At 72.3% G+C, this 23,039-nt stretch carries 15 protein-coding genes; 9 read left to right on the forward strand and 6 right to left on the reverse strand.

All coding sequences use genetic code 11. The annotated features are described in order from the left end of the window. The first annotated feature begins 179 nt into the window (after positions 1 to 179). The gene (gene glnA, locus AB0E62_RS31255; RefSeq protein WP_362201352.1) at positions 180 to 1,541 is read left to right on the forward strand and encodes a type I glutamate--ammonia ligase; all 1,362 of its coding nucleotides are present in this window, start codon (positions 180 to 182) and stop codon (positions 1,539 to 1,541) included. A 30-nt stretch (positions 1,542 to 1,571) separates the two neighbouring features. Next, positions 1,572 to 1,766 (forward strand): hypothetical protein, encoded by a 195-nt coding sequence (locus tag AB0E62_RS31260; RefSeq protein WP_362201355.1) that lies wholly within the window; start codon positions 1,572 to 1,574, stop codon positions 1,764 to 1,766. A gap of 51 nt (positions 1,767 to 1,817) precedes the next feature. On the opposite strand, the gene AB0E62_RS31265 is transcribed toward AB0E62_RS31260, so the two are convergent. The 4 genes from AB0E62_RS31265 to AB0E62_RS31280 all read right to left on the reverse strand — a co-directional run bounded on the left by AB0E62_RS31265 (position 1,818) and on the right by AB0E62_RS31280 (position 7,476). Continuing rightward, complete coding sequence (locus AB0E62_RS31265) at positions 1,818 to 4,175, reverse strand: Orn/Lys/Arg decarboxylase N-terminal domain-containing protein (RefSeq protein ID WP_362201358.1); 2,358 nt, start codon at positions 4,173 to 4,175, stop codon at positions 1,818 to 1,820. Between the two features lie 142 nt (positions 4,176 to 4,317). Continuing rightward, on the reverse strand, positions 4,318 to 5,337 hold the full coding sequence (locus AB0E62_RS31270) for a TolB-like translocation protein (RefSeq protein WP_362201361.1): 1,020 nt from the start codon (positions 5,335 to 5,337) through the stop codon (positions 4,318 to 4,320). Further along, complete coding sequence (locus AB0E62_RS31275; RefSeq protein ID WP_362201364.1) at positions 5,334 to 6,587, reverse strand: MFS transporter; 1,254 nt, start codon at positions 6,585 to 6,587, stop codon at positions 5,334 to 5,336. The genes AB0E62_RS31270 and AB0E62_RS31275 overlap by 4 nt, the downstream gene beginning before the upstream one ends. Before the next feature lies 1 nt (position 6,588). Then, positions 6,589 to 7,476, reverse strand: a complete 888-nt coding sequence (locus tag AB0E62_RS31280) for an alkaline phosphatase family protein (RefSeq protein ID WP_362201367.1) — start codon at positions 7,474 to 7,476, stop codon at positions 6,589 to 6,591. Between the two features lie 127 nt (positions 7,477 to 7,603). Between AB0E62_RS31280 and AB0E62_RS31285 the strand changes: the two genes are divergently transcribed. Further along, a complete protein-coding gene (locus tag AB0E62_RS31285) occupies positions 7,604 to 8,485 on the forward strand; it encodes a DUF72 domain-containing protein (RefSeq protein ID WP_362201370.1) in 882 nt (293 codons plus the stop codon). A 507-nt stretch (positions 8,486 to 8,992) separates the two neighbouring features. Continuing rightward, positions 8,993 to 11,992 (forward strand): bifunctional [glutamine synthetase] adenylyltransferase/[glutamine synthetase]-adenylyl-L-tyrosine phosphorylase, encoded by a 3,000-nt coding sequence (locus AB0E62_RS31290; protein ID WP_362201373.1) that lies wholly within the window; start codon positions 8,993 to 8,995, stop codon positions 11,990 to 11,992. Positions 11,993 to 12,224: 232 nt separating this feature from the next. Here AB0E62_RS31290 and AB0E62_RS31295 read toward each other — a convergent pair whose 3' ends face one another. Both AB0E62_RS31295 and AB0E62_RS31300 read right to left on the reverse strand, forming a co-directional pair. Next, positions 12,225 to 13,085 (reverse strand): phosphatase PAP2 family protein, encoded by an 861-nt coding sequence (locus AB0E62_RS31295; protein ID WP_362201376.1) that lies wholly within the window; start codon positions 13,083 to 13,085, stop codon positions 12,225 to 12,227. A 98-nt stretch (positions 13,086 to 13,183) separates the two neighbouring features. Next, positions 13,184 to 14,236 carry a LacI family DNA-binding transcriptional regulator gene (locus AB0E62_RS31300; RefSeq protein WP_362201379.1) on the reverse strand — a complete coding sequence of 351 codons (1,053 nt, stop codon included), beginning with the start codon at positions 14,234 to 14,236 and terminating at the stop codon, positions 13,184 to 13,186. A 344-nt stretch (positions 14,237 to 14,580) separates the two neighbouring features. Here AB0E62_RS31300 and AB0E62_RS31305 point away from each other — a divergent pair, with 344 nt between their 5' ends. From AB0E62_RS31305 to AB0E62_RS31325, 5 genes are all read left to right on the forward strand, one after another. Continuing rightward, complete coding sequence (locus AB0E62_RS31305; protein ID WP_362201381.1) at positions 14,581 to 15,855, forward strand: extracellular solute-binding protein; 1,275 nt, start codon at positions 14,581 to 14,583, stop codon at positions 15,853 to 15,855. A 112-nt stretch (positions 15,856 to 15,967) separates the two neighbouring features. Then, a complete protein-coding gene (locus AB0E62_RS31310; protein ID WP_362201384.1) occupies positions 15,968 to 16,972 on the forward strand; it encodes a sugar ABC transporter permease in 1,005 nt (334 codons plus the stop codon). Positions 16,973 to 16,991: 19 nt separating this feature from the next. Continuing rightward, positions 16,992 to 17,897 carry an ABC transporter permease subunit gene (locus tag AB0E62_RS31315; RefSeq protein ID WP_362201387.1) on the forward strand — a complete coding sequence of 302 codons (906 nt, stop codon included), beginning with the start codon at positions 16,992 to 16,994 and terminating at the stop codon, positions 17,895 to 17,897. 121 nt (positions 17,898 to 18,018) lie between these two features. Continuing rightward, positions 18,019 to 19,716 carry a glycoside hydrolase family 13 protein gene (locus AB0E62_RS31320; RefSeq protein ID WP_362201393.1) on the forward strand — a complete coding sequence of 566 codons (1,698 nt, stop codon included), beginning with the start codon at positions 18,019 to 18,021 and terminating at the stop codon, positions 19,714 to 19,716. Positions 19,717 to 19,941: 225 nt separating this feature from the next. Next, the coding region (locus AB0E62_RS31325; protein ID WP_362201390.1) for an alpha-amylase family glycosyl hydrolase at positions 19,942 to 23,039 on the forward strand (3,098 nt) is incomplete at its 3' end.

The raw sequence follows: 23,039 nt of genomic DNA on the forward strand, positions 1-23,039 counted from the left end.
AAGATGGGCGAGAGCGCAGTACACCCGCCGTACGAGAGGCGTTCAGCACGAGGACGCGCCCGCGATCGAGGTCCGCAACGCGCGTGAAATGGTGTTGTGGTGGGATGCTCAGGTGCCCGACCGCCTCCCGTCGTAACGGGGGACAGGCGGCCTGACCAGCAAGGATGGGGAAGCGGAAGATGGACAAGCAGCAGGAGTTCGTGCTCCGGACCTTGGAGGAGCGCGACATCCGGTTCGTACGCCTGTGGTTCACGGACGTGCTGGGCTTCCTCAAGTCCGTCGCCGTGGCCCCCGCCGAACTGGAGCAGGCCTTCGACGAGGGCATCGGCTTCGACGGCTCCGCCATCGAGGGCTTCGCCCGCGTCTACGAGTCCGACATGATCGCCAAGCCGGATCCGGCCACCTTCCAGGTGCTGCCGTGGCGCGCGGAGACCCCCGGCACGGCCCGGATGTTCTGCGACATCCTCATGCCGGACGGCTCCCCGTCCTTCGCCGACCCGCGCTACGTCCTCAAGCGGGCCCTCGCCCGCACCTCCGACCTGGGCTTCACCTTCTACACCCACCCCGAGATCGAGTTCTTCCTGCTGAAGGACCGCCCGCTGGACGGCTCCCGCCCCACCCCGGCCGACAACTCGGGCTACTTCGACCACACCCCGACCAACGTCGGCATGGACTTCCGCCGCCAGGCGATCACCATGCTGGAGTCGATGGGCATCTCCGTGGAGTTCTCCCACCACGAGGGCGCCCCCGGCCAGCAGGAGATCGACCTGCGCTACGCCGACGCGCTGTCCACGGCCGACAACATCATGACCTTCCGCCTGGTCATGAAGCAGGTGGCGCTGGAGCAGGGGGTCCACGCCACGTTCATGCCGAAGCCGTTCTCCGAGCACCCCGGCTCCGGCATGCACACCCACCTGTCCCTCTTCGAGGGCGACCGCAACGCGTTCTACGAGTCCGGTGCCGAGTACCAGCTCTCCAAGGTCGGCCGCTCCTTCATCGCGGGCCTGCTGAAGCACGCCGCCGAGATCTCCGCGGTCACCAACCAGTGGGTGAACTCCTACAAGCGCATCTGGGGCGGCTCCGAGCGCACGGCGGGCGCCGGCGGCGAGGCCCCGTCGTACATCTGCTGGGGCCACAACAACCGCAGCGCCCTGGTCCGCGTCCCGATGTACAAGCCCGGCAAGACCGGCTCCGCCCGCGTGGAGGTCCGCTCCCTGGACTCCGGCGCCAACCCGTACCTGGCCTACGCCGTCCTCCTCGCCGCCGGCCTCAAGGGCATCGAGGAGGGCTACGAGCTCCCGCCGGGCGCCGAGGACGACGTCTGGGCCCTGTCCAACGCCGAACGCCGCGCGATGGGCATCGAGCCCCTCCCGCAGAACCTCGGCGAGGCCCTGACCCTCATGGAGGGCAGCGACCTGGTCGCCGAGACCCTCGGCGAGCACGTCTTCGACTTCTTCCTGCGCAACAAGCGCCAGGAGTGGGAGGAGTACCGCTCCGAGGTCACCGCGTTCGAGCTGCGGAAGAACCTGCCGGTGCTGTAAGCGGCGGCCGGGGCCGTTAGACTCGCCCGTATGGGTGGGGACGAGCGGGCGCGGGGCGCCGGGCGGCGTACGTGCGTGAAGTGCGACGGGCCGCTGCCGGAGGGGCAGCGGCGGACACCGCTCCTGTTCTGCTCCCGCCGGCACGCGGCCGAGGCCGCGTTCCTGACGCTGCTCGTCGTCATGGGGATCGTGCGAGCGCTTCGCTGGTGGGGGGTTCTGGGCTGAGCGCGACGGGCGACGGCCGGCGGTCGTACGGACCGCCGGCCCCCGCGTGCGTCAGTCCTGCCGCAGGCACTCGATCTCGTAGTCGCCGGTGTCCTCGTCGATCGTCACGCCGTGGGTCTCGCTGCGGAAGCCGGGGAAGCGGCGGTCGAAGGTCTCCAGGGCGCTGAGGTAGCGCAGGAGGGGGCCGTCGGAGGCGCCCGTGGACTCGCCGGGCATCAGGACCGGGATGCCGGGCGGGGTCACCGTGACCATCGCCGCCGCCACCCGGTGCGCCGCGTCGGCGACGCGGACGCGTTCCGTGCCGCCCCGCACCAGCCGCTGGTAGCAGTACTGCGGCGGGTGCACCGGCTCGGGCAGCTCCTGGAACGCGGTGTCCAGCAGCTCCACCAGGCGGGCCGAACGCAGCTCGTCGTGCATCTCCTGGCACAGTTGCCGCAGGGTCGTCCCCGCGTACCGGCGCGGGTACGCGGCGACCGCCTCCGGCAGGACGCGGTCCAGCGGGGCGTCGGCGTCGTAGAGGGCCTTGAAGTCCATCAGGGCGTCCAGCAGCGTGCCCCACTTGCCCTTCGTGATGCCCATCGAGAACAGGATCAGCGTGGTGTAGCTGTCGGTCTTCTCGACCACGATGCTCCGGGTGGCCAGATATGCCGTCAGCACCCGCGCCGGGATGCCCTCCTCGGCCATCTCGCCGGTCGCCGTGATCCCGGGGCAGGTCAGCGTGACCTTGACCGGATCCAGCATGCAGTGGCCCTCGGTCAGCCCCGGGAAGCCGTGCCAGGCTGCGCCCGGCTCCAGCAGCCAGCAGGACTGCTCCCGGCCCAGCAGCTCCGGCGGGGCCTCGTCGAACGCCAGCCGCTTGCCCGTCGCCGGGTCGGTGACCTCCTCCGGCTGCCAGACCCCGAAGAACCACGGCGGCCGGTCCCCGGCGCTCGCCACCCGCCGCCCCAGCCGCACCATCTCCTGCCGGAACCGGACGGCCTCGGTGACCGCCTCGTCCACCAGCCACTCGCCCTGCGGGCCGTCCATCATCGCCGTCGCCACGTCCAGCGAGGCGATCATCGGATACAGCGGCGAGGTGGTGCCGTGCATCATCAGCGCCTCGTTGAACCGGTCGTGCTCCACCGGGGCCCGGGGCGCCGGCCGCACGTGCACCATCGCGGACTGCGACAGCGCGGCCAGCAGCTTGTGCGTGGACTGGGTGGCGAAGACCGTCGGCCGCTGAGGGCCGGGGAAGGCCGCCTCGTCCACGGACATGCCGTACCGGCCCGCGTACAGCGGGTGGAAGCGGGCGTAGGCGAACCACGCCTCGTCGAAGTGCACCCGTGGCGTGCTCGCCGCGAGCGCCTTCGCGGCCGGCACGGCGTCGTAACTCAGGCCGTCGTAGGTGGAGTTGGTGAACACCGCGTACTGCGGGTCACGCGAGGCGGCGCCCTCGGCGAGCGGGTGCGCGGCGATCCGGGCCGCGATCGAGCCCGCCGCCAGCTCGGCCGGGGGCAGCGGGCCGGCCAGACCGTAGCCGTTGCGGGTCGGGATGAGGTAGACCGGCCGGGCACCGGAGACCACCAGCCCGTGCAGCACCGACTTGTGGCAGTTGCGGTCCACCAGCGCCAGCTCGTCCCGGGTCACGCTGAAGTGGCCCACCAGACGGTTGCACGTGGAGTCGCCGTGCAGCACGAAGTAGGTGAGGTCGGAGCCGAAGACCCGGGCCGCGTTGCGCTCGGCCTCCCCGATGGGCCCGGTGTGCTCGAACAGCGAGCCCAGCTCCTCCACCGAGATCGACAGGTCGGAGCGCAGCAGCCGCTCGCCGAAGTAGTCGTGGAAGGCGCGCCCGGCGGGCGACTTCAGGAAGGCGACACCGCCGGAGTGGGCCGGGGTGTGCCAGGAGTACTCGTGCGCGTCGTGGAAGCGGCGCAGCGCCCGGAAGAACGGCGGCAGCACGTCCTCCCGGTAGTGCCGGGCGGCACTGGTGATCCGGCCCGCGATGAACCCGGGGGTGTCCTCCAGCGGCCACACGTACCCGACGACCGCCTCCGACACCCACAGCGGCAGTTCCCGCACGCCCTCCTCGCCCATGACCAGGAACACCGGCAGATCCCGGTACCGCCGCCCGATCCGGCGCAGTACGCAGGCCCCGCCCGGGGCCTCCTCGAGGGTGCCGGCCGGCCCGGCGAGCGCCGCACCGGGACCGCCGCCGGCCCGCGCGCCCCCGGGCAGGTCCCAGGCCACCAGGGCCGCCGCCAGGCCCGCCTCGGTGCGCAGCACCGCGTCGGCGTCCTCGGCGGTGACGGCCCAGCGCACCCCGAAGCCCTCCGCCTCCACCGCCTCCCGGATCTTCCGCAACTGCTCGGCGCCGGCACCCTCCGCACGCGGGTGCTCCGGCACCGCCACCAGGATTTTGCTCTCGCTCATCTGCCGCCCTGCCCTCTCCCGGCGGCCACCCGGCCGCCGCCGCGGAAAGTCTCCGGCGCGGCCCGCCGGGCGGCGGGGCGGCGGCGACGGGAGATCACCCGAATGGAGCAAAACCCGCCCTCGCGTTGACGCAAGCGGGTGGCTAACCGAGGTACGCGGGCGACACCGCGGCCCGGCTGATCCGCCGCGCGTGGCCCGTTCCGTCCGCCGGGACCTGGTACAGGTCGGCGCCGTAGTCGCCGGGGAGGGCGTACACGAGCGTGTGCGCGTCCCGCCACACGGCCTGGTCGTCCACGCTGCGGGTCTCCGCGAGGGGGGTCTCCCGCATCGTCCGCAGATCGAGGACGTACAGCCGCCACGGCGCGTCCTTCGGCAGCCCCGCGACCCGCTTCTTGTACGCGACCCGGGTGCCGTCCGGCGACAGCGAGGGGCACTCCACGTTGGCGTGCAGGGTGGTGACCGTACGCGCGCGCAGGTCGCCCCGGACCAGGTACGTGCGGCCCTTCGTGGCCAGCGTGGCGTAGAACGTACGGTCGTCGTCCGCGAACGTCATGCCCCAGAAGTTGGCGTCCGCCGCCCGGTAGGGACGCCCGTCCCTGACGATCCGGAACGCCTCCAGGGAGGGGATCAGCTCGCCGCTGCGGGTGTCCACGACCGCCGTCCGGGTGGAGAAGTCCGTCCCCGCGTACGAGTCGCCGCCCACGAACGCCGTCCAGGCCGCGAAGTGCCCGGTGGGGGAGACCCGGGCGCGGGAGGGGATGCCGGGAACGTCGTAGCGGTCCCGGATGTGCAGGGCGGCGTCCAGGACCAGCGCGCGGTACGTGTCCGACACCGGCCCGTGCACCGCCTGCAGGCACACTCCGGTGCCCGCGGCGGCGTAGAAGCGCAGGCACTTCAGCCCGGCGGCGGTGCGCGGCCCGCCCGGCCCGTTGGCCGGTACGCTCGTCAGCTCGTCCCGGTGCGGCCCCCACGCCATGTTCCGGAACACCAGCCGCCCGGACCCGCGCAGCGACACCGCGCCCGGCGTGACGCGCGGCCCGCCCGCCTGGGTGTGGTCCCGGCGTTCCGCCCGCGCGGAGGCGTGCAGGACGGCGGCCAGCCCGACCGCCGTGAGCACGGCGACGGCCGAGACGAGAATCAGCAACCGGTTGCGCACGCTCACGCGCCCACCACCCCCTTCGGACGCAGCGTCAGCGCGAACGCCACGCACCCCACGAGCGCCACCGCCGCCCCGGCCAGCGCCGCCCGGTCGCCCCACACCGTCCAGGCCGCGCCGAACAGCAGCGAACAGGCGAACCGGGTCAGCGCCTGCCCGGTCTGCACGACGGCCAGCCCCGACGAGCGCAGCCCCTCCGGCACGCTGTCGGAGGCGGCGGCCATCAGCACCCCGTCGGTGGCCGCGTAGAAGCAGCCGTGCAGGGTCAGCACCAGCCAGGGCAGCGCCGTACCGTGCCAGGAGCCGAGCAGCAGCCCGTACCCGGCGAGCAGGGCGCCGTGACCGGCGAGGAAGACCGTCCAGCGGCCCACCCGGTCCGCGAGGCGGCCGAGTGGCACCGCCAGCAGCAGGAACGCGGCGGCCGTGCCCAGCGGCAGCAGCGCGAACCAGCGGTCGGGCACCCCGAGCCGGCGCTGGAGCAGCAGGTACACGAAGGAGTCGCTGACCGTGGCCAGGCCCAGCAGCAGCGCGCACACGGTGATCCGGCGCAGGTCGCGGCGGCGCAGCAGGGCGAACGCGGCCCGCAGCGTGGGCCGTCGCTCCGGTGCCGCAGCCCCCCGCCCGCCCGGCACGAACAGTACGAGCACCAGCACGCCCAGCGCGGCGACGCAGAAGCTGACGGTGAACACCGCGTCGTAGCCGTCCACGGTGGCCCGCAGGATCCAGAACGCCACCAGCGGCCCGAGCAGGGCGCCGGCGGTGTCCATCGCCCGGTGCACCCCGAAGGCCCGGCCGCGCGTCTCGGGCGTGCTGGACAGCGAGATCAGCGCGTCCCGGGGCGCCGTCCGCAGCCCCTTGCCGGTCCGGTCGGCGGCGAGCACGACGCCGATCGGCGTCAGCGAGTGCGCCACCAGCAGCAGCGGCTTGCACACGGCCGAGATGCCGTAGCCCAGCCCGGCGACCCACTTGTGACGTCCGCCGCCCCGGTCGGCGAAGTGGCCCCCGACCAGCCGGACGAGCGCCGAGAACCCGTTGTAGACGCCGTCCAGGAGCCCGAACCCCAGCGGCGACAGACCCAGACCGCTCACCAGGTACAACGGCAGCACCGCCGTCACCATCTCCGAGGAGATGTCGGTGACCAGGCTCACCGTGCCCAGCGCGAGCACGGTCGGCGCGACCGCCGCACGGCGCCGCCCGGCCGGGGGCCGGACGGCGTCATGAGCGGACGTACGCGTACGACTGTCCGCTACGTACACGTCAGGACGCCCAGATCCCGGTGATGTCCTGGGCGGAGGCCGCGTTGCCCGCGTGCGTGCTCAGCCCCTGGGTGTCCTCCAGGGTGCGCAGCAGGTCGTAGTGGTTGTACGTGGTGCCCGAGGAGGACCCGGCGGCGACCGGCTGCCCGTAGAACACGGTCGGGATCCGGTTCCCGCTCAGCCGGTTGTCCTCGTCGAAGGTGACGACGAGCAGGCTGTTGTGGGTCTTGGCCCAGGTGGCGTAGGCGCCCAGCTTGTTCTTCAGCCAGGTGTCGCCCGTGGACACCGAGCAGTCGTGCATGTCGCTGCACAGGTTCGGCACCACGAACGACAGCTGGGGCAGCGTCGAGTAGTCGGTGGGGAACTGCGCGAACGTCTTGGCGGTGGACGTCGGTACGTTGGCGAACCCGAACCACGGGTTGTGCTTGCGCGCGTAGTCACCGCTGCTGCACGTCGTCGAACCCTGGCTGGGCAGGGTCTCGTTGTAGCTGGCCCAGCTGCGCCCGGCGGCGATCATCTCGGACGCCAGGTTGGGCGCCGAGGAGAAGCCCGGGGTGTAACAGCTGTCGTCGGTGATCCCCTGGGTGGACCCGGAGAACATCGCGAAGTAGTTCGGCTGGCTCGGGTGGGTCTCGGCGTACGACTGGGTCAGGTTGGCACCCCCCGCCTTCAGCGAGTTGAGGTACGGCGCGCTGGACGACCCGATGACCTGGCTGTACGCGTGGTTCTCGAAGACCACGACCACGACGTGGTCCGGGCTCGGGACGGCGCCCGCGGCGTGCGCGGACTCCTGGCCGAGCCCGGCCCACAGCCCGGTCGCGGCGGCGGCGAGGGCCGCCGCGGCGGCCACGAGGGTCCGGGCACGGCGGAACACGGAACTGCCGGACACATCAACCTCCGGAAATGGATGGACGGCTGGCGGTGCGGACAGAGCATGCACACGCCAACATGCCCGCACCCCACGCGGGCCAACCCCATGGGTGAAGACCGGATGAACGCCGGGTACCCCCGCTCCCATGGCGGACATCCTCATCGGCACCTGCGGCTGGACCGACCCGAACCTGCTCAGGAGCGGCTGGTACCCACCGGGCCACAGCGCCCCGGAAAAACGCCTGCGCCACTACACGACCCGCTTCCCCCTGGTGGAGGCGGACTCCCCGTACTACGCCCTCCCGTCCCCCCGCACCACCACCCACTGGGCGGAGCGCACGCCCCCCGGCTTCCGCTTCGACGTCAAGGCGTTCTCCCTCCTCACCGGCCACCCCACCCGCCCCGCGGCCCTTCCCCCGGACCTGCGCGCCCACCCCCGCGACGAAGCGCTGCGAGCCGAGGTCTGGGCCCGCTACGCACAAGCCGTGGCCCCCCTCCTGCACTCCGGCCGCCTCGGCACCCTCCTCTTCCAGTACCCGGCCTCCCTGCACCCCGGCCCCGAGGCCGAGACCTTCATCCGCACCGCCCGCGAACGCGCCCACGGCTGGCCGTTCGCCGTGGAGTTCCGCGACCCCGCGTGGTGGCACCCCGACCACGCCCCCCGTACGACCGCCTTCCTCAAGGACCTGAACGCCACGGCGGTCGCCACGGACACCCCCGAGACCCGGCACCCCGTCCCCGTCACCACCCCCCACCTCACCGTCGTCCGCTTCCACGGCCGCAGCCCCCACTGGCGCACCGGCACCAAGGAGGAGCGCTTCCGCCACACCTACACCGCGCACGAACTCACCGAGTGGCTCCCCCGCATCCACACGCTGGCGGCGTCCACCGCCGAACTCCACCTCCTCTTCAACAACTGCTGCGGCGACGCGGCCCCGAGGGCGGCCGAGACGATGCGAGAACTGCTGAACGCGAAGGGAATCCCCCACCAGAGGGAAGCGACGGAGGGAAGCCCCACGGGCCCGTAGACCCGGCGGACGCCCCGCACGCACGCGGCGGCGCACGGCGGGCCGGGGCGAGGAGGCCCCCGGACCCGCGGTCGCGCACGGCGGGAAGGGGACGTGCCGGGTTGTGTCCGCCCGCAGCGGCCGGCGAAAAGTCCGGCACCGCACGAGCCACAGCCCGCCGGACCGAGGACGGACACTGCCCGGCGCGGCCCCGACCTCCCTACGACAACGGGCGCAACCGCAACCACAACGCGCGCGCGGGGGCTGCCGCAGGCATCGCGGCTCAGCCACAACGCACGCGCGGGGGCTGCCGCAGGCGCCCCGGCTCAGCCACAACGCACACGCGGGGGCCGCCGCAGGCGCCCCGGCTCAGCCACAACGCGCGCGCAGGGGCCGCCGCAGGCACCCCGCCTCAACCAACCACGCACCCGCGGACGGCGAAGCACAGCCCCGCAACCCAGGCCACCCCGCCCCCGCCGGTTACGCTCTGGCCAGGACGCCGTACACACCCCAGAGGAGAGCACGGACATGACGCCGGGGCGCAGAAGCAGCACCTTCACCCGTCTGCTCCGACACGGCTTCACCGACCCCTCCGCGGCCGAACGCCTCCTGGACGGCCCCGAACTGGCGACCGTCCGCAACGACCCCGTCCTCCTCGAAGCGCTGGGCGCCACCGCCGACCCCGACCTCGCCCTGCACGGCCTGGTCCGCCTCCTGGAGGCCCAGCCCGGCCCCACCGCCCACCGCGAACTGCTGGACACCCTCATCGCGGCCAAACCCCTCCGCGACCGCCTCCTCGGCATCCTGGGCGCCTCCACCGCCCTCGCCGACCACCTGACCCGCCACCCCACCGACTGGCACGCCCTGGTCACCTACGAACCGCACGACCTGCACCCGGGCGTCACGGAGTTCGAACACGGCCTCGCCGAGGCCACCGACCCGGTCACCCTCCGCGTCGCCTACCGCCGCTGCCTGCTCTCCATCGCCGCCCGGGACGTCTGCGGCACCACGGGCGTCGCCGAGACCGCCGCCGAACTCGCCGACCTCGCCACCGCCACCCTCCGCACGGCCCTGGCCCTCGCCGAGGCCGCGGCCCCCGAGGACGCCGCCGCCTGCCGCCTCGCGGTGATCGCGATGGGCAAGTGCGGCGGCCACGAACTCAACTACGTCTCCGACGTCGACGTGATCTTCGTGGCGGAACCGACGGAGGACACCCCGGAAACCCAAGCCCTCCGGTCCGCCACGAGACTCGCCTCCCACCTGATGCGGATCTGCTCCGAGACCACCGTGGAGGGCTCCATCTGGCCGGTGGACGCCAACCTCCGCCCCGAGGGCCGCAACGGACCCCTCGTGCGCACCCTCAGCAGTCACGTCGCCTACTACCAACGCTGGGCCAAGACCTGGGAGTTCCAGGCCCTCCTCAAGGCCCGCCCGGTGGCCGGCGACCCCGGGCTCGGCCAGGCCTACCTCGACGCGCTGCACCCCCTCGTCTGGCAGGCGGCCGAGCGGGAGAACTTCGTCCCCGACGTCCAGAAGATGCGCCGCCGCGTGGTGGAGAACATCCCCGCGGCCGAGGTCGACCGGGAGCTCAAACTCGGCCCGGGCGGCCTGCGCGACGTGGAGTTCGCCGTCCAGCTCCTCCAGCTGGTGCACGGCCGCACCGATCCCTCCCTGCGCAGCGGCACCACCCTGGACGCCCTCCAGGCGCTGGCCGCCGGCGGCTACGTCGGCAGGGAGGACGCGGCCCGGCTGGACGAGGCGTACCGCTTCCTGCGCTCCCTGGAGCACCGCATCCAGCTCTACCGTCTGCGCCGCACCCACCTCGTCCCCGAGGCAGAGGCCGACCTGCGCCGCCTCGGCCGCTCGCTGGGCCTGCGCACCGACCCGGTCACCGGGCTGACCCGCGAGTGGAAACGGCACACCACGGTCGTACGCCGCCTGCACGAGAAGCTGTTCTACCGTCCGCTGCTCGACGCGGTCGCCCAACTAGCCCCTGGAGAGGCCCGGTTGAGTGCGGAGGCGGCCCGAGAACGCCTCATCGCCCTCGGCTACGCCGACCCGGCCGCCGCCCTGCGCCACCTGGAGGCCCTGGCCTCCGGCGTGACCCGCAAGGCGGCCATCCAGCGCACCCTGCTGCCGGTCCTGCTCGGCTGGTTCGCCGACTCCGCCGACCCGGACGCCGGCCTGCTGAACTTCCGCAAGGTCTCCGACGCGCTCGGCAAGACCCCCTGGTACCTGCGGCTGCTGCGCGACGAGGGCGCGGCGGCGGAGAACCTGGCCCGCGTGCTGTCGGCCGGCCGCCTCGCCCCCGACCTGCTGATGCGCGCCCCGGAGGCGGTCGCCCTGCTCGGTGACGGCGGGGGCGACGGCGGTAACCTCGCGCCCCGGCCGCGCGCCGCGCTGGAGCAGGAGATCCTCGCGGCCGTGGGCCGCGCCGGGAGTGCCGTCCAGGGCGTCACGGCGGCCCGCGGGGTGCGCCGCCGCGAGCTGTTCCGCACCGCCGCCGCCGACATCATCCGCTCCTACGGCACCGAGTCCAGCGCCGCCGAGGCCGACCAGGGCGCCCTGGTGGACCGGGTCGGCGCGGCCGTCTCCGACCTCACCAAGGCCACCCTGGCGGGCACCCTGCGCGCCGTCGTCCGGGAGGGCTGGGGCGACACCCTGCCCACCCGGTTCGCGGTCATCGGGATGGGCCGCTTCGGCGGACACGAGCTGGGCTACGGCTCCGACGCCGACGTGCTGTTCGTGCACGAGCCGAGGGAGGGCGTGGCCGAGCAGGAGGCGTCGGCCGCCGCCAACCGGGTCGTCGCCGAGATGCGCCGGCTGCTCCAGCTGCCCAGCGCCGACCCGCCGTTGCTCATCGACGCCGACCTGCGCCCGGAGGGCAAGTCGGGGCCGCTGGTGCGCACCCTGAAGTCGTACGAGGCGTACTACCGGCGCTGGTCCCTGGTCTGGGAGTCGCAGGCGCTGCTGCGGGCCGAGCCGGTGGCCGGCGACGCCGACCTGGGCCGGCGCTTCGTCGAGCTGATCGACCCGCTGCGCTATCCGGCCAAGGGCCTCACCGAGGACGCCGTGCGCGAGATCCGCCGGCTGAAGGCCCGGATGGAGTCCGAGCGGCTGCCGCGCGGCGCCGACCCGAAGCTGCACACCAAACTGGGCCCCGGCGGCCTGTCGGACGTGGAGTGGACGGTCCAGCTGCTCCAGCTGCGCCACGCGCACCGCGAACCGGGCCTGCGCACGACCCGCACCCGCGAGGCGCTGGCCGCCGCCCGCGCGGCCGGGCTGCTGTCCGCGGAGGACGCGGAGACCCTGGACGAGGCGTGGGTGCTGGCGACGAGGGTGCGCAACGCGGTGATGCTGGTGCGCGGCCGGGCCGGGGACACCTTTCCCACCGAACCACGCGAGCTGGCCGCGGTGGGCCGCTACCTCGGCTACGGCGCCGGGCACGTCGGCGACATGCTGGACGCCTACCGCCGCACCACCCGCCGCGCCCGCACGGTCGTGGAGGACCTGTTCTACGCGGACTGACGGCATCCGGCACCTGCCCGGCCGACGACCGGAACCGGACAGTCGGAGCCCCGGAGCCCCGGAGCCGGACCGGCCGACGACCGGAACCCTTGCCGTCCGGGGACCGGAACCCGCACCGGCCCGGGGCCGAAGCCCGCACAGACCGGAGCCCGTGCCCCGCACCCCCGTGCCCCGTACCGCCGGAGGCCGGCGCCGTCCCGGCCGGCCCGCACGGGTCACGCGCCCCCGCGGGCTAGGCGGTCGGTGCCGACCCCCACGCCCGGCGTGCGGGACGGGCGGCCGGCCGGGGCAGGGCGTACGGCAGGCTGCCGTACCAGACGCGGGCCGCCGCGTAACCGAAGGCGAGGCAGAGGACCCCGCCCACCGCGTCCAGCCAGAAGTGGTTGGCCGTGGCGACGATCACCACCAGGGTGAGTGCCGGATACAGCAGCCCCAGCACCCGCGCCCACGGTACCGACGCCAGCGCGCAGACCGTCAGCCCGCACCACAGCGACCAGCCGATGTGCATCGACGGCATCGCCGCGTACTGGTTGGACATGTGCTTGAGGTCGCCGGAGGCCATCGAACCCCAGGTGTGGTGCGCCGTCACGGTGTCCACGAAGTGCCCGCCGAGCATCAACCGGGGCGGCGCGAGCGGATACAGGTAGTAACCGAGCAGGGCCGCACCCGTGGTCGCGAACAGCACCAGCCGGGTCGCCGCGTACCGGCCCGGGTGCCACCGGTACAGCCACACCAGCACCCCGAGCGTGATGACGAAGTGCAGTGTCGCGTAGTAGTAGTTCATCCCGATGATGAGCCAAGTCACCGAATTGGCGGCGTGGTTGATCGACTGCTCCACGCCGACGCCGAGCGCGTGCTCGAACCGCCAGATCCAGTCCGCGTTGCGCAGGGCCGCCGCCCGCTGCTCCGGAACGGCGTTGCGCACCAGCGAGTACGTCCAGTAACTCACCGCGATCAGAAGGATCTCGAACCACAGCCGGGGCCGGCCCGGGCGCCGCCGGACCCGTCGGCCCGGCCTGTCCTCGACCGTGACGGCCCGCGGAGCGGCCACCTTCTCGCGACCGTCCGGCTCTGTCACGATCGAGTCACTCATGGTCACAGAGTCTGCCAGAAAAAGGTTGTTTCCCGGGCCGATCATCCCAAGGTTGGCCGGACCGCGCACCTTCTGGGACCGTCACGGCCGCGGCGCCGCTACGACACGCAGGACCCGTGCGACCCGTGCGGCCCGTGCGGAGCCGAGGCGGTCGAGCCGCGCACCACCAGTTCCGGCATGAACACGAACTCGCTGTGCGGCGCGGGCGTCCCGCCGATCTCCTCCAGCAGGGTGCGCACCGCCGCCTGCCCCATCGCCGGCACCGGCTTGCGGACCGTGGTCAGCGGCGGGTCGGTGAAGGCGATCAGCGGGGAGTCGTCGAAGCCGACCACCGACACGTCCCGGGGCACCTCCAGGCCCCGCTGCCGGGCCGTGCGTATCGCGCCCAGCGCCATCATGTCGCTGGCGCACACCACCGCCGTGCAGCCCCGCTCGATCAGTGCCGCGGCGGCGGCCTGGCCGCCCTCCAGGGTGTACAGCGAGTGCTGGACCAGCTCGCGCTCCACGGTCTGCGCGGCGATCCCCAGCTGGTCCTGCACGGCCCGCACGAAGCCCTCGATCTTGCGCTGCACCGGCACGAACCGCTTGGGCCCGAGGGCGAGCCCGATCCGGGTGTGCCCGAGCGACACCAGATGCGTCACCGCGAGCGTCATGGCCGCCCGGTCGTCGGGAGAGATGAACGGCGCCTGCACCTGCGGCGAGAAACCGTCGACCAGCACGAACGGCACGCCCTGCGCCCGCAGCCGCTCGTAGCGCTGCATGTCGGCGGTGGTGTCGGCGTGCAGCCCGGAGACGTAGATGATCCCGGCGACCCCGCGGTCCACCAGCATCTCGGTCAGCTCGTCCTCGGTCGACCCGCCGGGGGTCTGCGTGGCGAGCACCGGGGTGTAGCCCTGGCGGGTCAGCGCCTGGCCGATGACCTGCGCCAGGGCCGGGAATATCGGGTTCTCCAGCTCGGGCGTGATCAGCCCGACCAGTCCCTCGCTGCGCTGGCGCAGCCGGACCGGGCGCTCGTAGCCCAGGACGTCCAGGGCGGCGAGCACGGATTGACGGGTGGTGGCGGCGACGCCCGGTTTTCCGTTGAGGACCCGGCTGACGGTCGCTTCGCTCACCCCCGCCTGCGCAGCGATGTCGGCAAGCCGTGTGGTCACGCCACTGGACTGTACCGGTCGGCCCCGCCCTTGCACACCGGCCGGACGCCGGACGCGGGCGGCCGGACGGCCCGCCGTGGGTTGCTGCGTCATCGCGGGCTCCCTCGATTCATGATGGCAAGAGCTTGCAGAGTCTTGCACAAGTGTCCATCGGCCGCCGAACGGTTACGGCAGGGTAACCATCGTGTTCCCTTGCACTTTTTTTCTGCAAGGTCTTTCGCAGCGCTTACATCGCTGTTACGTTCCCTGTCGCCCGGCCGCGGCAACGGCGCAGTCGGCAAGTCGCAAGGGGCGGACGGGACCGCCCCCTGTACCACTCGGGCTTTGACACTCAAGGAGAACTGATGCGGCGTGGCATAGCGGCCTCCGCGCTGGTGGCGTCCCTCGCCCTGACGGCGACGGCGTGCGGCGGGAGCGACAGCGACAGCGGGAAGTCGGACGGCCCGGTCACCCTCACCTGGTGGGACACCTCGAACGCCACCAACGAGGCGCCGACGTACCAGGCCCTGGTGAAGCAGTTCGAGGCCGCGCACAAGGACATCAAGGTCAAGTACGTCAACGTGCCCTTCGACCAGGCGCAGAACAAGTTCGACACCGCGGCCGGCGCGACCGGCGCCCCGGACGTGCTGCGCTCCGAGGTCGGCTGGACCCCGGCCTTCGCCAAGAAGGGCTTCTTCCTGCCGCTGGACGGCACCGAGGCACTCGCCGACCAGGCGAAGTTCCAGCCGAGCCTGATCAAGCAGGCCCAGTACGAGGGCAAGACCTACGGCGTGCCGCTGGTCACCGACACCCTCGCGCTGGTCTACAACAAGGCCCTGTTCCAGAAGGCCGGCATCACCGAGGCCCCCAGGACCTGGGACGACCTGAAGGCCGCCGCCGCGAAGATCAAGGACAAGACCGGGGTCGACGGCTACTGGGGCTCCGTCCAGGCCTACTACGCCCAGCCCTTCCTCTACGGCGAGGGCACCGACACCGTCGACGTCGCCGCCAAGAAGATCACCGTGAACTCGGCCGCCGCCAAGAAGGGCTACGGCACCTGGCAGAGCCTGTTCTCCGGCAAGGGCCTGCACAAGGCCGATGCGACCGCCGACGCCTACGCCCACATCCAGGACGCGTTCGTCAACGGCAAGGTCGCCGCGATCATCCAGGGCCCCTGGGAGATCACGAACTTCTACAAGGGCAGCGCCTTCAAGGACAAGAAGAACCTCGGCATCGCCACCGTCCCGGCCGGCTCCGCCGGCAAGGCGGGCGCCCCGACCGGCGGCCACAACCTGTCGGTGTACGCCGGCTCGGACAAGGCCCACCAGGAAGCGGCGCTCAAGTTCGTGAAGTTCATGACGTCCGCCGAGGCCCAGGAGACCGTCGCCCTGAAGAACTCCACCCTGCCCACCCGCGCCGACGCCTACACCGCGCAGGTCAAGGCCGACCCGGGCATCGCCGGCTACCAGGGCGTCCTGGCCGCCGCCCAGCCCCGCCCGGAGCTGCCCGAGTACAGCTCCCTGTGGGTGCCGCTCGACACCGAGCTGGCCAAGGTCGCCGGCGGCAAGGAGTCGCTGGACAAGGGCCTGGGCAACGCCGAACTGGCCATCTCCAAGCTGGTGGACGGCTTCAGCAAGTGAGCCCGGGTGGCCGCCGGACCCTCCCGCCGAGCGGGCGGGGAAGGCCCGGCGGCCACCGCCCCCGGACCAGCCTGCCCAGCCCACCCCCTTGATCCATTGAAGGTGTCGAACCATGACAGTCGCCATCGACCGCGCCACCGGCAAGCGCCGCGGTGACCGCGCGCCTCGTCCCGGGCTGGGGCAGCGCGTCAGGAACAGCCTCCAGAAGCACTGGTACGCCTACGCCATGATCGCCCCGGTGGTCATCGTGCTCGGCGTCCTCGTCGGCTACCCGCTCGCGCGGGGTTTCTACCTCACCCTCACCGACGCCAACAGCCTCAACTCGGCGCGCACCATCGGCGTCAACCACATCGACGCCACGTACTCGTTCGTCGGCCTGGACAACTACCGGGACATCCTGTTCGGCCCGACGGCCTACGACCGGTTCTGGTCGCACTTCCTGTGGACCGTCTTCTGGACGGCCGCCTGCGTCGCCCTGCACTACTGCCTCGGGCTCGGCCTCGCGCTCATGCTGAACCAGAAGCTGCGCGGCCGTACCGTCTACCGGCTGCTGCTGGTCCTGCCCTGGGCCGTGCCGACCTTCGTCACCGTCTTCTCCTGGCGGATCATGCTCGCCGACTCCGGGGCGCTCAACCAGCTGCTCGGCAGCCTCCACCTGCCCCAGCCGGCCTGGCTGGAGGACACCTTCTGGCAGCGGTTCGCCGCGATCATGGTGAACACCTGGTGCGGTGTGCCGTTCATGATGCTCTCGCTGCTCGGCGGCCTCCAGTCCATCGACCCCACGCTCTACGAGGCCGCCGAGATGGACGGCGCGAGCGCCTGGCAGCGCTTCCGCCACGTCACCCTGCCCGGGCTGCGCGCGGTCAGCTCCACCGTGGTCCTGCTCGGCGTCATCTGGACCTTCAACCAGTTCGTCATCATCTTCCTGCTGTTCGGCAGGAACTCCGCCCCGGACGCCCAGATCCTCGTCACCTGGGCCTACCAGCTGGGCTTCGGCCAGCAGCCGCGCGACTTCGCCCAGTCCGCCGCCTACGGCGTGCTGCTGCTGTCGATCCTCACCGTCTTCACCTCCTTCTACTTCCGCTGGCTGAAGCGCAATGACCAGCTCGCCGTCTGACGCCGCAGGAGCCGCCGCCATGAGCACCACCACCCTGGACACCCCCGAGACCGCGCCGGCCCCCGCCGCCGTGCCCGCCCGCCGTACGCGCCCGCGCGGCGAGCGCGGCCCGCTCGGCACCGCCCTGCTGCACGGCGGCCTCGCCCTGGCGAGCCTGATCGCCCTCGCCCCGGTGGCCTGGCTGTGCTACCTGTCCCTGGGCCCGGACAAGGACGACTACCTCCACCCGGACGGCATCGCCGGCAAGGCGACCTTCTCCAACTACAGCTTCGTGCTCCAGCACACCGGCTTCCTCGACTGGTTCAAGTCGACGCTGATCGTGGCCCTCGGCACCACCGTGATCGGTGTCCTCGTCGCCGCCACCACCGGCTACGCGGTCTCCCGGATGCGCTTCCCCGGCTACAAGCAGCTGATGTGGGTCCTGCTGCTCACCCAGGCCTTCCCGATCGCCATCCTGATCGTGCCGATGTACGAGATCTTCAGCGAACTCGGCCTCATCGACACCTACTGGGCGCTGATCGCCATCAACTGCTCCACCGCCGTGCCGTACAGCGCCTGGCTGCTCAAGGGGTACTTCGACACCATCCCCTTCGAGATCGACGAGGCCGGGCGGGTGGACGGGCTCACCCCCTTCGGCACCTTCTTCCGGCTGATCCTGCCGCTGGCCCGGCCGGGCCTGGCCGTCGCCGCGTTCTACACCTTCATCACCGCCGTCGGCGAGGTCGCCTTCGCCACGACCTTCCTGCTGGACGACTCCAAGTACACCTTCGCCGTCGGCCTGCAGACCTTCGTCAGCGAGCACGACGCCCAGTGGAACTACATGGCCGCCACCGCGGTGCTGATCGCGATACCGGTGACGGTGTTCTTCTACCTCGTGCAGAAGAACCTGGTCACCGGCCTCACCGCCGGCGGCACCAAGGGCTGAGGCCCGTACCAGACCAGGCGGGCCGCGGTGGACCGTCCGACCCCGCTGCCACCGCGGCCCGCCTCATCACCCGGCCCCTCAACGACCGCCCGTCATGACCCAGTTACGTACCAAGGACGCCATGAGCCAGCAGCACTCCGCCGCACCGGCCCGCCACTTCGCCACCGTCTCCGTCGCCGACCGCCGCGACTGGTGGCGGGACGCGGTCATCTACCAGGTCTACCCGCGCAGCTTCGCCGACAGCAACGGCGACGGCATGGGCGACCTGGAGGGCGTACGCTCCCGCCTGCCGTACCTGCGCGACCTCGGCGTCGACGCGGTGTGGCTCAGCCCCTTCTACGCCTCCCCGCAGGCCGACGCCGGCTACGACGTCGCCGACTACCGAGCCGTGGACCCGATGTTCGGCAACCTGCTGGACGCCGACGCGCTGATCCGCGACGCCCACGCCCACGGCCTGCGCATCATCGTGGACCTGGTCCCCAACCACTCCTCCGACCGGCACGAGTGGTTCAAACGCGCCCTCGCCGAGGGCCCCGGCTCCCCGTTGCGCGAGCGCTACCACTTCCGCCCCGGCAAGGGCGAGAACGGCGAACTCCCGCCCAACGACTGGGAGTCCATCTTCGGCGGTCCGGCCTGGACCCGGGTGCCGGACGGCGAGTGGTACCTGCACCTGTTCGCCCCCGAGCAGCCCGACTTCAACTGGGACCACCCGGCCGTCGGCGACGAGTTCCGCTCGATCCTGCGCTTCTGGCTGGACATGGGCGTGGACGGCTTCCGCATCGACGTCGCCCACGGCCTGGTCAAGGCACCGGGCCTGCCCGACCTCGGCACCCACGACCAGGTGAAACTGCTGGGCAACGACGTCATGCCGTTCTTCGACCAGGACGGCGTGCACGCCATCTACCGCCAGTGGCGCCGCATCCTCGACGAGTATGCCCCCAAGCACTCCGTGCAGGGGGGACCCCCAGACCGCATCTTCGTCGCCGAGGCATGGACCCCGACCATCGAGCGCACCGCGCACTACGTCCGCCCCGACGAACTCCACCAGGCGTTCAACTTCCAGTACCTGGGCACCGCCTGGGACGCGAACGAGCTGCGGGCGGTCATCGACCGCACCCTGGACGCGATGCGCCCGGTCGGCGCCCCCGCCACCTGGGTGCTGTCCAACCACGACGTCACCCGGCACGCCACCCGCTTCGCCAACCCGCCCGGCCTCGGCACCCAGATCCGCACGGCCGGCGACCGCGAGCTGGGCCTGCGCCGCGCCCGCGCCGCCACCTTGCTGATGCTCGCCCTGCCCGGCTCGGCCTACGTCTACCAGGGCGAGGAACTGGGCCTGCCGGACGTCGTGGACCTGCCCGACGAGGTGCGCCAGGACCCGGCGTACTTCCGCGGCGCCGGCCAGGACGGCTTCCGCGACGGCTGCCGGGTGCCGATCCCGTGGACCCGTACGGGCTCCTCCTACGGCTTCGGCGACGGCGGCAGCTGGCTGCCCCAGCCGCCGGTGTGGGCCGAGCTGAGCGTCGAGGCGCAGACCGGAGTGCCCGGCTCCACGCTGGAGCTGTACCGGTCGGCGCTGCGGGTCCGCCGGGAGCGGCCGGACCTGGGCGCGGGCGAGTCCGTGGAGTGGCTGCGCGCGCCGGAGGGCGTCCTGGCCTTCCGGCGGGGCGACTTCGTGTGCGTGGCCAACACCACCGGCGAGTCCGTGACGATCCCCTCCTACGGCCGGATCCTGCTCGCCAGCGGCGAGGTCACCGAGGCGGACGGCGAGACGAAGGTGCCCGCCGACACCACGGTGTGGTGGACCGCGGCGGACTGACGCCCCGGCCGGACGTTCTCGCGTCGACCTCGTCACGGCCCGCCGTCCCGGACGGCGGGCCGTCGCCCTCCGCGTCACCGCGATCTTGCTGAAAGATTTCAGCAACCGTTGTCCCGAGCCGTCCCCGCCCCCTTCACCGTCGAAGGACCCCCACGGCACGCGCGTTCCGCCGCACCGCCCCGTCACCGCACGCCGGCAAGCCGAACTGCTGAGGAGTCATCCGCTGTGATACCGAGATGGCCGGCGCCGCCGAGGCGCCGTACCCGGCGGCACGCCCGAGCGGCGGCCGTCACCGCCGCGGCCCTCGCCGCCACGCTGCTCCCGCCCCTGGCCGCCCACGCGGCCGGCCCGCCCGCGCCCCCCTCGGACGCGCGGCTCGCCGCCGAACCGGCCCGGCACGACGCCACCCGCGAGCAGTTCTACTTCGTCCTGCCGGACCGCTTCGCCAACGGCGACCCGTCCAACGACCGGGGCGGCCTGACCGGCTCCCGGCTGAGCACCGGCTACGACCCCACCGACAAGGGCTTCTACCAGGGCGGCGACCTCAAGGGCCTGACCGGGAAACTGGACTACATCAAGGGGCTCGGCACCACGGCCATCTGGCTGGCGCCGATCTTCAAGAACCGTCCCGTGCAGGGCACCGGCAGCAACGCGTCGGCGGGCTACCACGGGTACTGGATCACCGACTTCACCCAGGTCGACCCCCACTTCGGCACCAACCAGGACCTGAAGAACCTCATCTCCAAGGCCCACGCCAAGGGCATGAAGGTCTTCTTCGACGTCATCACCAACCACACCGCCGACGTCGTGGACCACGAAGAGAAGTCCTCCGACTACCTCTCCAAGGGCGCCTTCCCCTACCTCACGAAGGACGGGCGGCCCTTCGACGACGCCGACTACGCCGGCGGCGGCCGCGCGTTCCCGTCCACCGGCACCGGCTCCTTCCCGTACACCCCGGAGGTCACCAGCGCGAGCAAGGTCCCGGCCTGGCTCAACGACCCGACGATGTACCACAACCGGGGCGACTCCACGTACAGCGGCGAGTCCACCGCCTACGGCGACTTCTCCGGCCTGGACGACCTGTGGACCGAGCGCCCCGAGGTCGTGCACGGCATGGAGCGGATCTACCGGCGCTGGGTGCGGGACTTCGCCGTCGACGGCTTCCGCATCGACACCGTCAAGCACGTGAACATGGAGTTCTGGACCCAGTGGGCCACCGCGCTGGACCGCTACGCGGCCGCGCACGGCCGGAAGGACTTCTTCATGTTCGGCGAGGTCTACTCCGCCGACCCCGCCGTCACCGCCCCTTACGTCACCCGGGGCCGCCTCGACGCCACCCTCGACTTCCCCTTCCAGGACGCGGCCCGCGCCTACGCCTCCCAGGGCGGCAGCGCCCGCAGGCTGGCGGCCGTCTTCGGCGCCGACTACACGTACACGACCGACAAGGCCAACGCCTACGAACAGGTCACCTTCCTCGGCAACCACGACATGGGCCGCATCGGGTCCTTCCTGAAGCAGGACAACCCGCACGCGACCGACGCCGAGATCCTCGCCAAGGACCGGCTCGCCACCGAGCTGATGTTCCTCAGCCGGGGCAACCCGGTCGTCTACTACGGCGACGAGCAGGGCTTCACCGGCGCCGGCGGCGACAAGGACGCCCGCCAGACCATGTTCGCCTCCGAGGTCGCCGACTACCTGGACGACGACGAGATCGGCACCGACCGCACCCACGCGAGCGCCGCCTACGACACCCAGGCCCCGCTGTACCGGCGGATCGCCGCCCTGGCGCAGCTCCGCAAGGCCAACCCGGCCCTGACGGACGGCGTGCAGACCGAGCGGTACGCGGCCGACGGCCCCGGGATCTACGCCTTCACCCGCACGGACGCCGCGTCCGGCCAGGAGTACGTCGTCGCCTTCAACAACGCCGGCTCCGAGAAGACGGCGACCTTCGCGACGGGGGTGGCGAACGCGGGTTTCGACGCCATCTACGGAGCGGACCACTACCTGAAGTCGGACTCCGGCCGGAACGTCACCCTCACCGTCCCGGCCGGCTCCGCCGTCGTCTACAAGGCGTCCGGGAAGCTCGCCGCTCCCGCCGCCGCGCCCTCCCTCACCCTGAAGGCCCCCGCCCCCGGTGCCACCGGCACCGTGGAGGTGAGCGCGGACGTCACCGGCGGACAGCTCGACCGTGTCGTCTTCGCCGCCCAGGCGGGCGACGGCAAGTGGCAGGTCCTCGGCTCCGCCGACCACGCCCCCTACAAGGTCACCCAGACCCTCGGCCGGGACGTGCCCGCCGGGACCGCCCTGCGGTACAAGGCGGTCGTGGTGGACCCGGCCGGGCACACCGCGAGCGCCACGGCCACGAGCACCAGCGGCACCCCGCCCGCGCCCGTGACCCCCACGGCCTCCTCCCGGGACTACGCGGTCGTCCACTACAAGCGCGCCGACGGCGACTACACCGACTGGGGCCTGTACGCCTGGGGCGACCTGGCCGACGGCGAGGCCACCACCTGGCCGGCCGGGCACCCCTTCATCGGCCGGGACGCCTACGGCGCCTTCGCCTACGTCAGGCTCGAGCCGGGTGCCTCGAACGTCGGCTTCCTGGTGGTGGACAAGGACGGGAACAAGGACGTCTCCGCCGACCGGAGCATCGACGTCACCCGCACCGGCGAGGTGTGGATCGAGCAGGGCAACGCGGACGTACGCACCGAGCGGCCCGACTACCCCGCCCAGGACACGACCAAGGCCGTGCTGCACTACCACCGCGCCGACGGGGACTACGCCGGCTGGGGGCTGCACGTCTGGACGGGCGCCGCGCACCCCACCGACTGGTCACGACCGCTGGAGCCGGTGAAGACTGATGCCTATGGCGCGGTCTTCGAGGTGCCCCTCACCGAGGGTGCCACCAGCCTGGGCTACATCCTGCACAAGGGCGACGAGAAGGACCTCCCGGCCGACCAGAGCCTCGACCTCAAGGCGGACGGCAACGAGGTGTGGCTGGTGAACGGCCAGGAGGAGCACCTGCTGCCGCAGCCGGCCGGCACCGCCGCCGCGCTCGACCTCACCGCCTCCGAGGCGGTGTGGATCGACCGGGACACCGTGGCCTGGAACGGCGTCGCGGGCGCCGCCTCCACCCAGTTGCTGTACTCCCGCGACGGCTCCCTCGCCGTCCGGAACGGGACGCTGAGCAGCGACGACGAGCGCTGGATCAGGCTGGGGAAGACGGTTCTGACCGAGGCGCAGAAGGCGCGGTTCCCGCATCTGAAGGGTTATGCGGCCTGGTCGGTGGACCGGCGTGACCGGGGCCGGGTGCGTGAGGCGCT

The organism is Streptomyces sp. NPDC038707 (genome assembly GCF_040636485.1).
Lineage (GTDB): Bacteria > Actinomycetota > Actinomycetes > Streptomycetales > Streptomycetaceae > Streptomyces.

What these genes read in the sequence shown, in the direction of transcription:
- AB0E62_RS31285 (WP_362201370.1), top strand. Translation starts at nt 7,604, where the DNA reads ATGGCGGACATCCTCATCGGCACCTGCGGCTGGACCGACCCGAACCTG.
- AB0E62_RS31305 (WP_362201381.1), top strand. Translation starts at nt 14,581, where the DNA reads ATGCGGCGTGGCATAGCGGCCTCCGCGCTGGTGGCGTCCCTCGCCCTG.
- AB0E62_RS31320 (WP_362201393.1), top strand. Translation starts at nt 18,019, where the DNA reads ATGAGCCAGCAGCACTCCGCCGCACCGGCCCGCCACTTCGCCACCGTC.
- AB0E62_RS31315 (WP_362201387.1), top strand. Translation starts at nt 16,992, where the DNA reads ATGAGCACCACCACCCTGGACACCCCCGAGACCGCGCCGGCCCCCGCC.
- glnA (WP_362201352.1), top strand. Translation starts at nt 180, where the DNA reads ATGGACAAGCAGCAGGAGTTCGTGCTCCGGACCTTGGAGGAGCGCGAC.
- AB0E62_RS31295 (WP_362201376.1), bottom strand. Translation starts at nt 13,085, where the DNA reads ATGAGTGACTCGATCGTGACAGAGCCGGACGGTCGCGAGAAGGTGGCC.
- AB0E62_RS31260 (WP_362201355.1), top strand. Translation starts at nt 1,572, where the DNA reads ATGGGTGGGGACGAGCGGGCGCGGGGCGCCGGGCGGCGTACGTGCGTG.
- AB0E62_RS31310 (WP_362201384.1), top strand. Translation starts at nt 15,968, where the DNA reads ATGACAGTCGCCATCGACCGCGCCACCGGCAAGCGCCGCGGTGACCGC.
- AB0E62_RS31290 (WP_362201373.1), top strand. Translation starts at nt 8,993, where the DNA reads ATGACGCCGGGGCGCAGAAGCAGCACCTTCACCCGTCTGCTCCGACAC.
- AB0E62_RS31265 (WP_362201358.1), bottom strand. Translation starts at nt 4,175, where the DNA reads ATGAGCGAGAGCAAAATCCTGGTGGCGGTGCCGGAGCACCCGCGTGCG.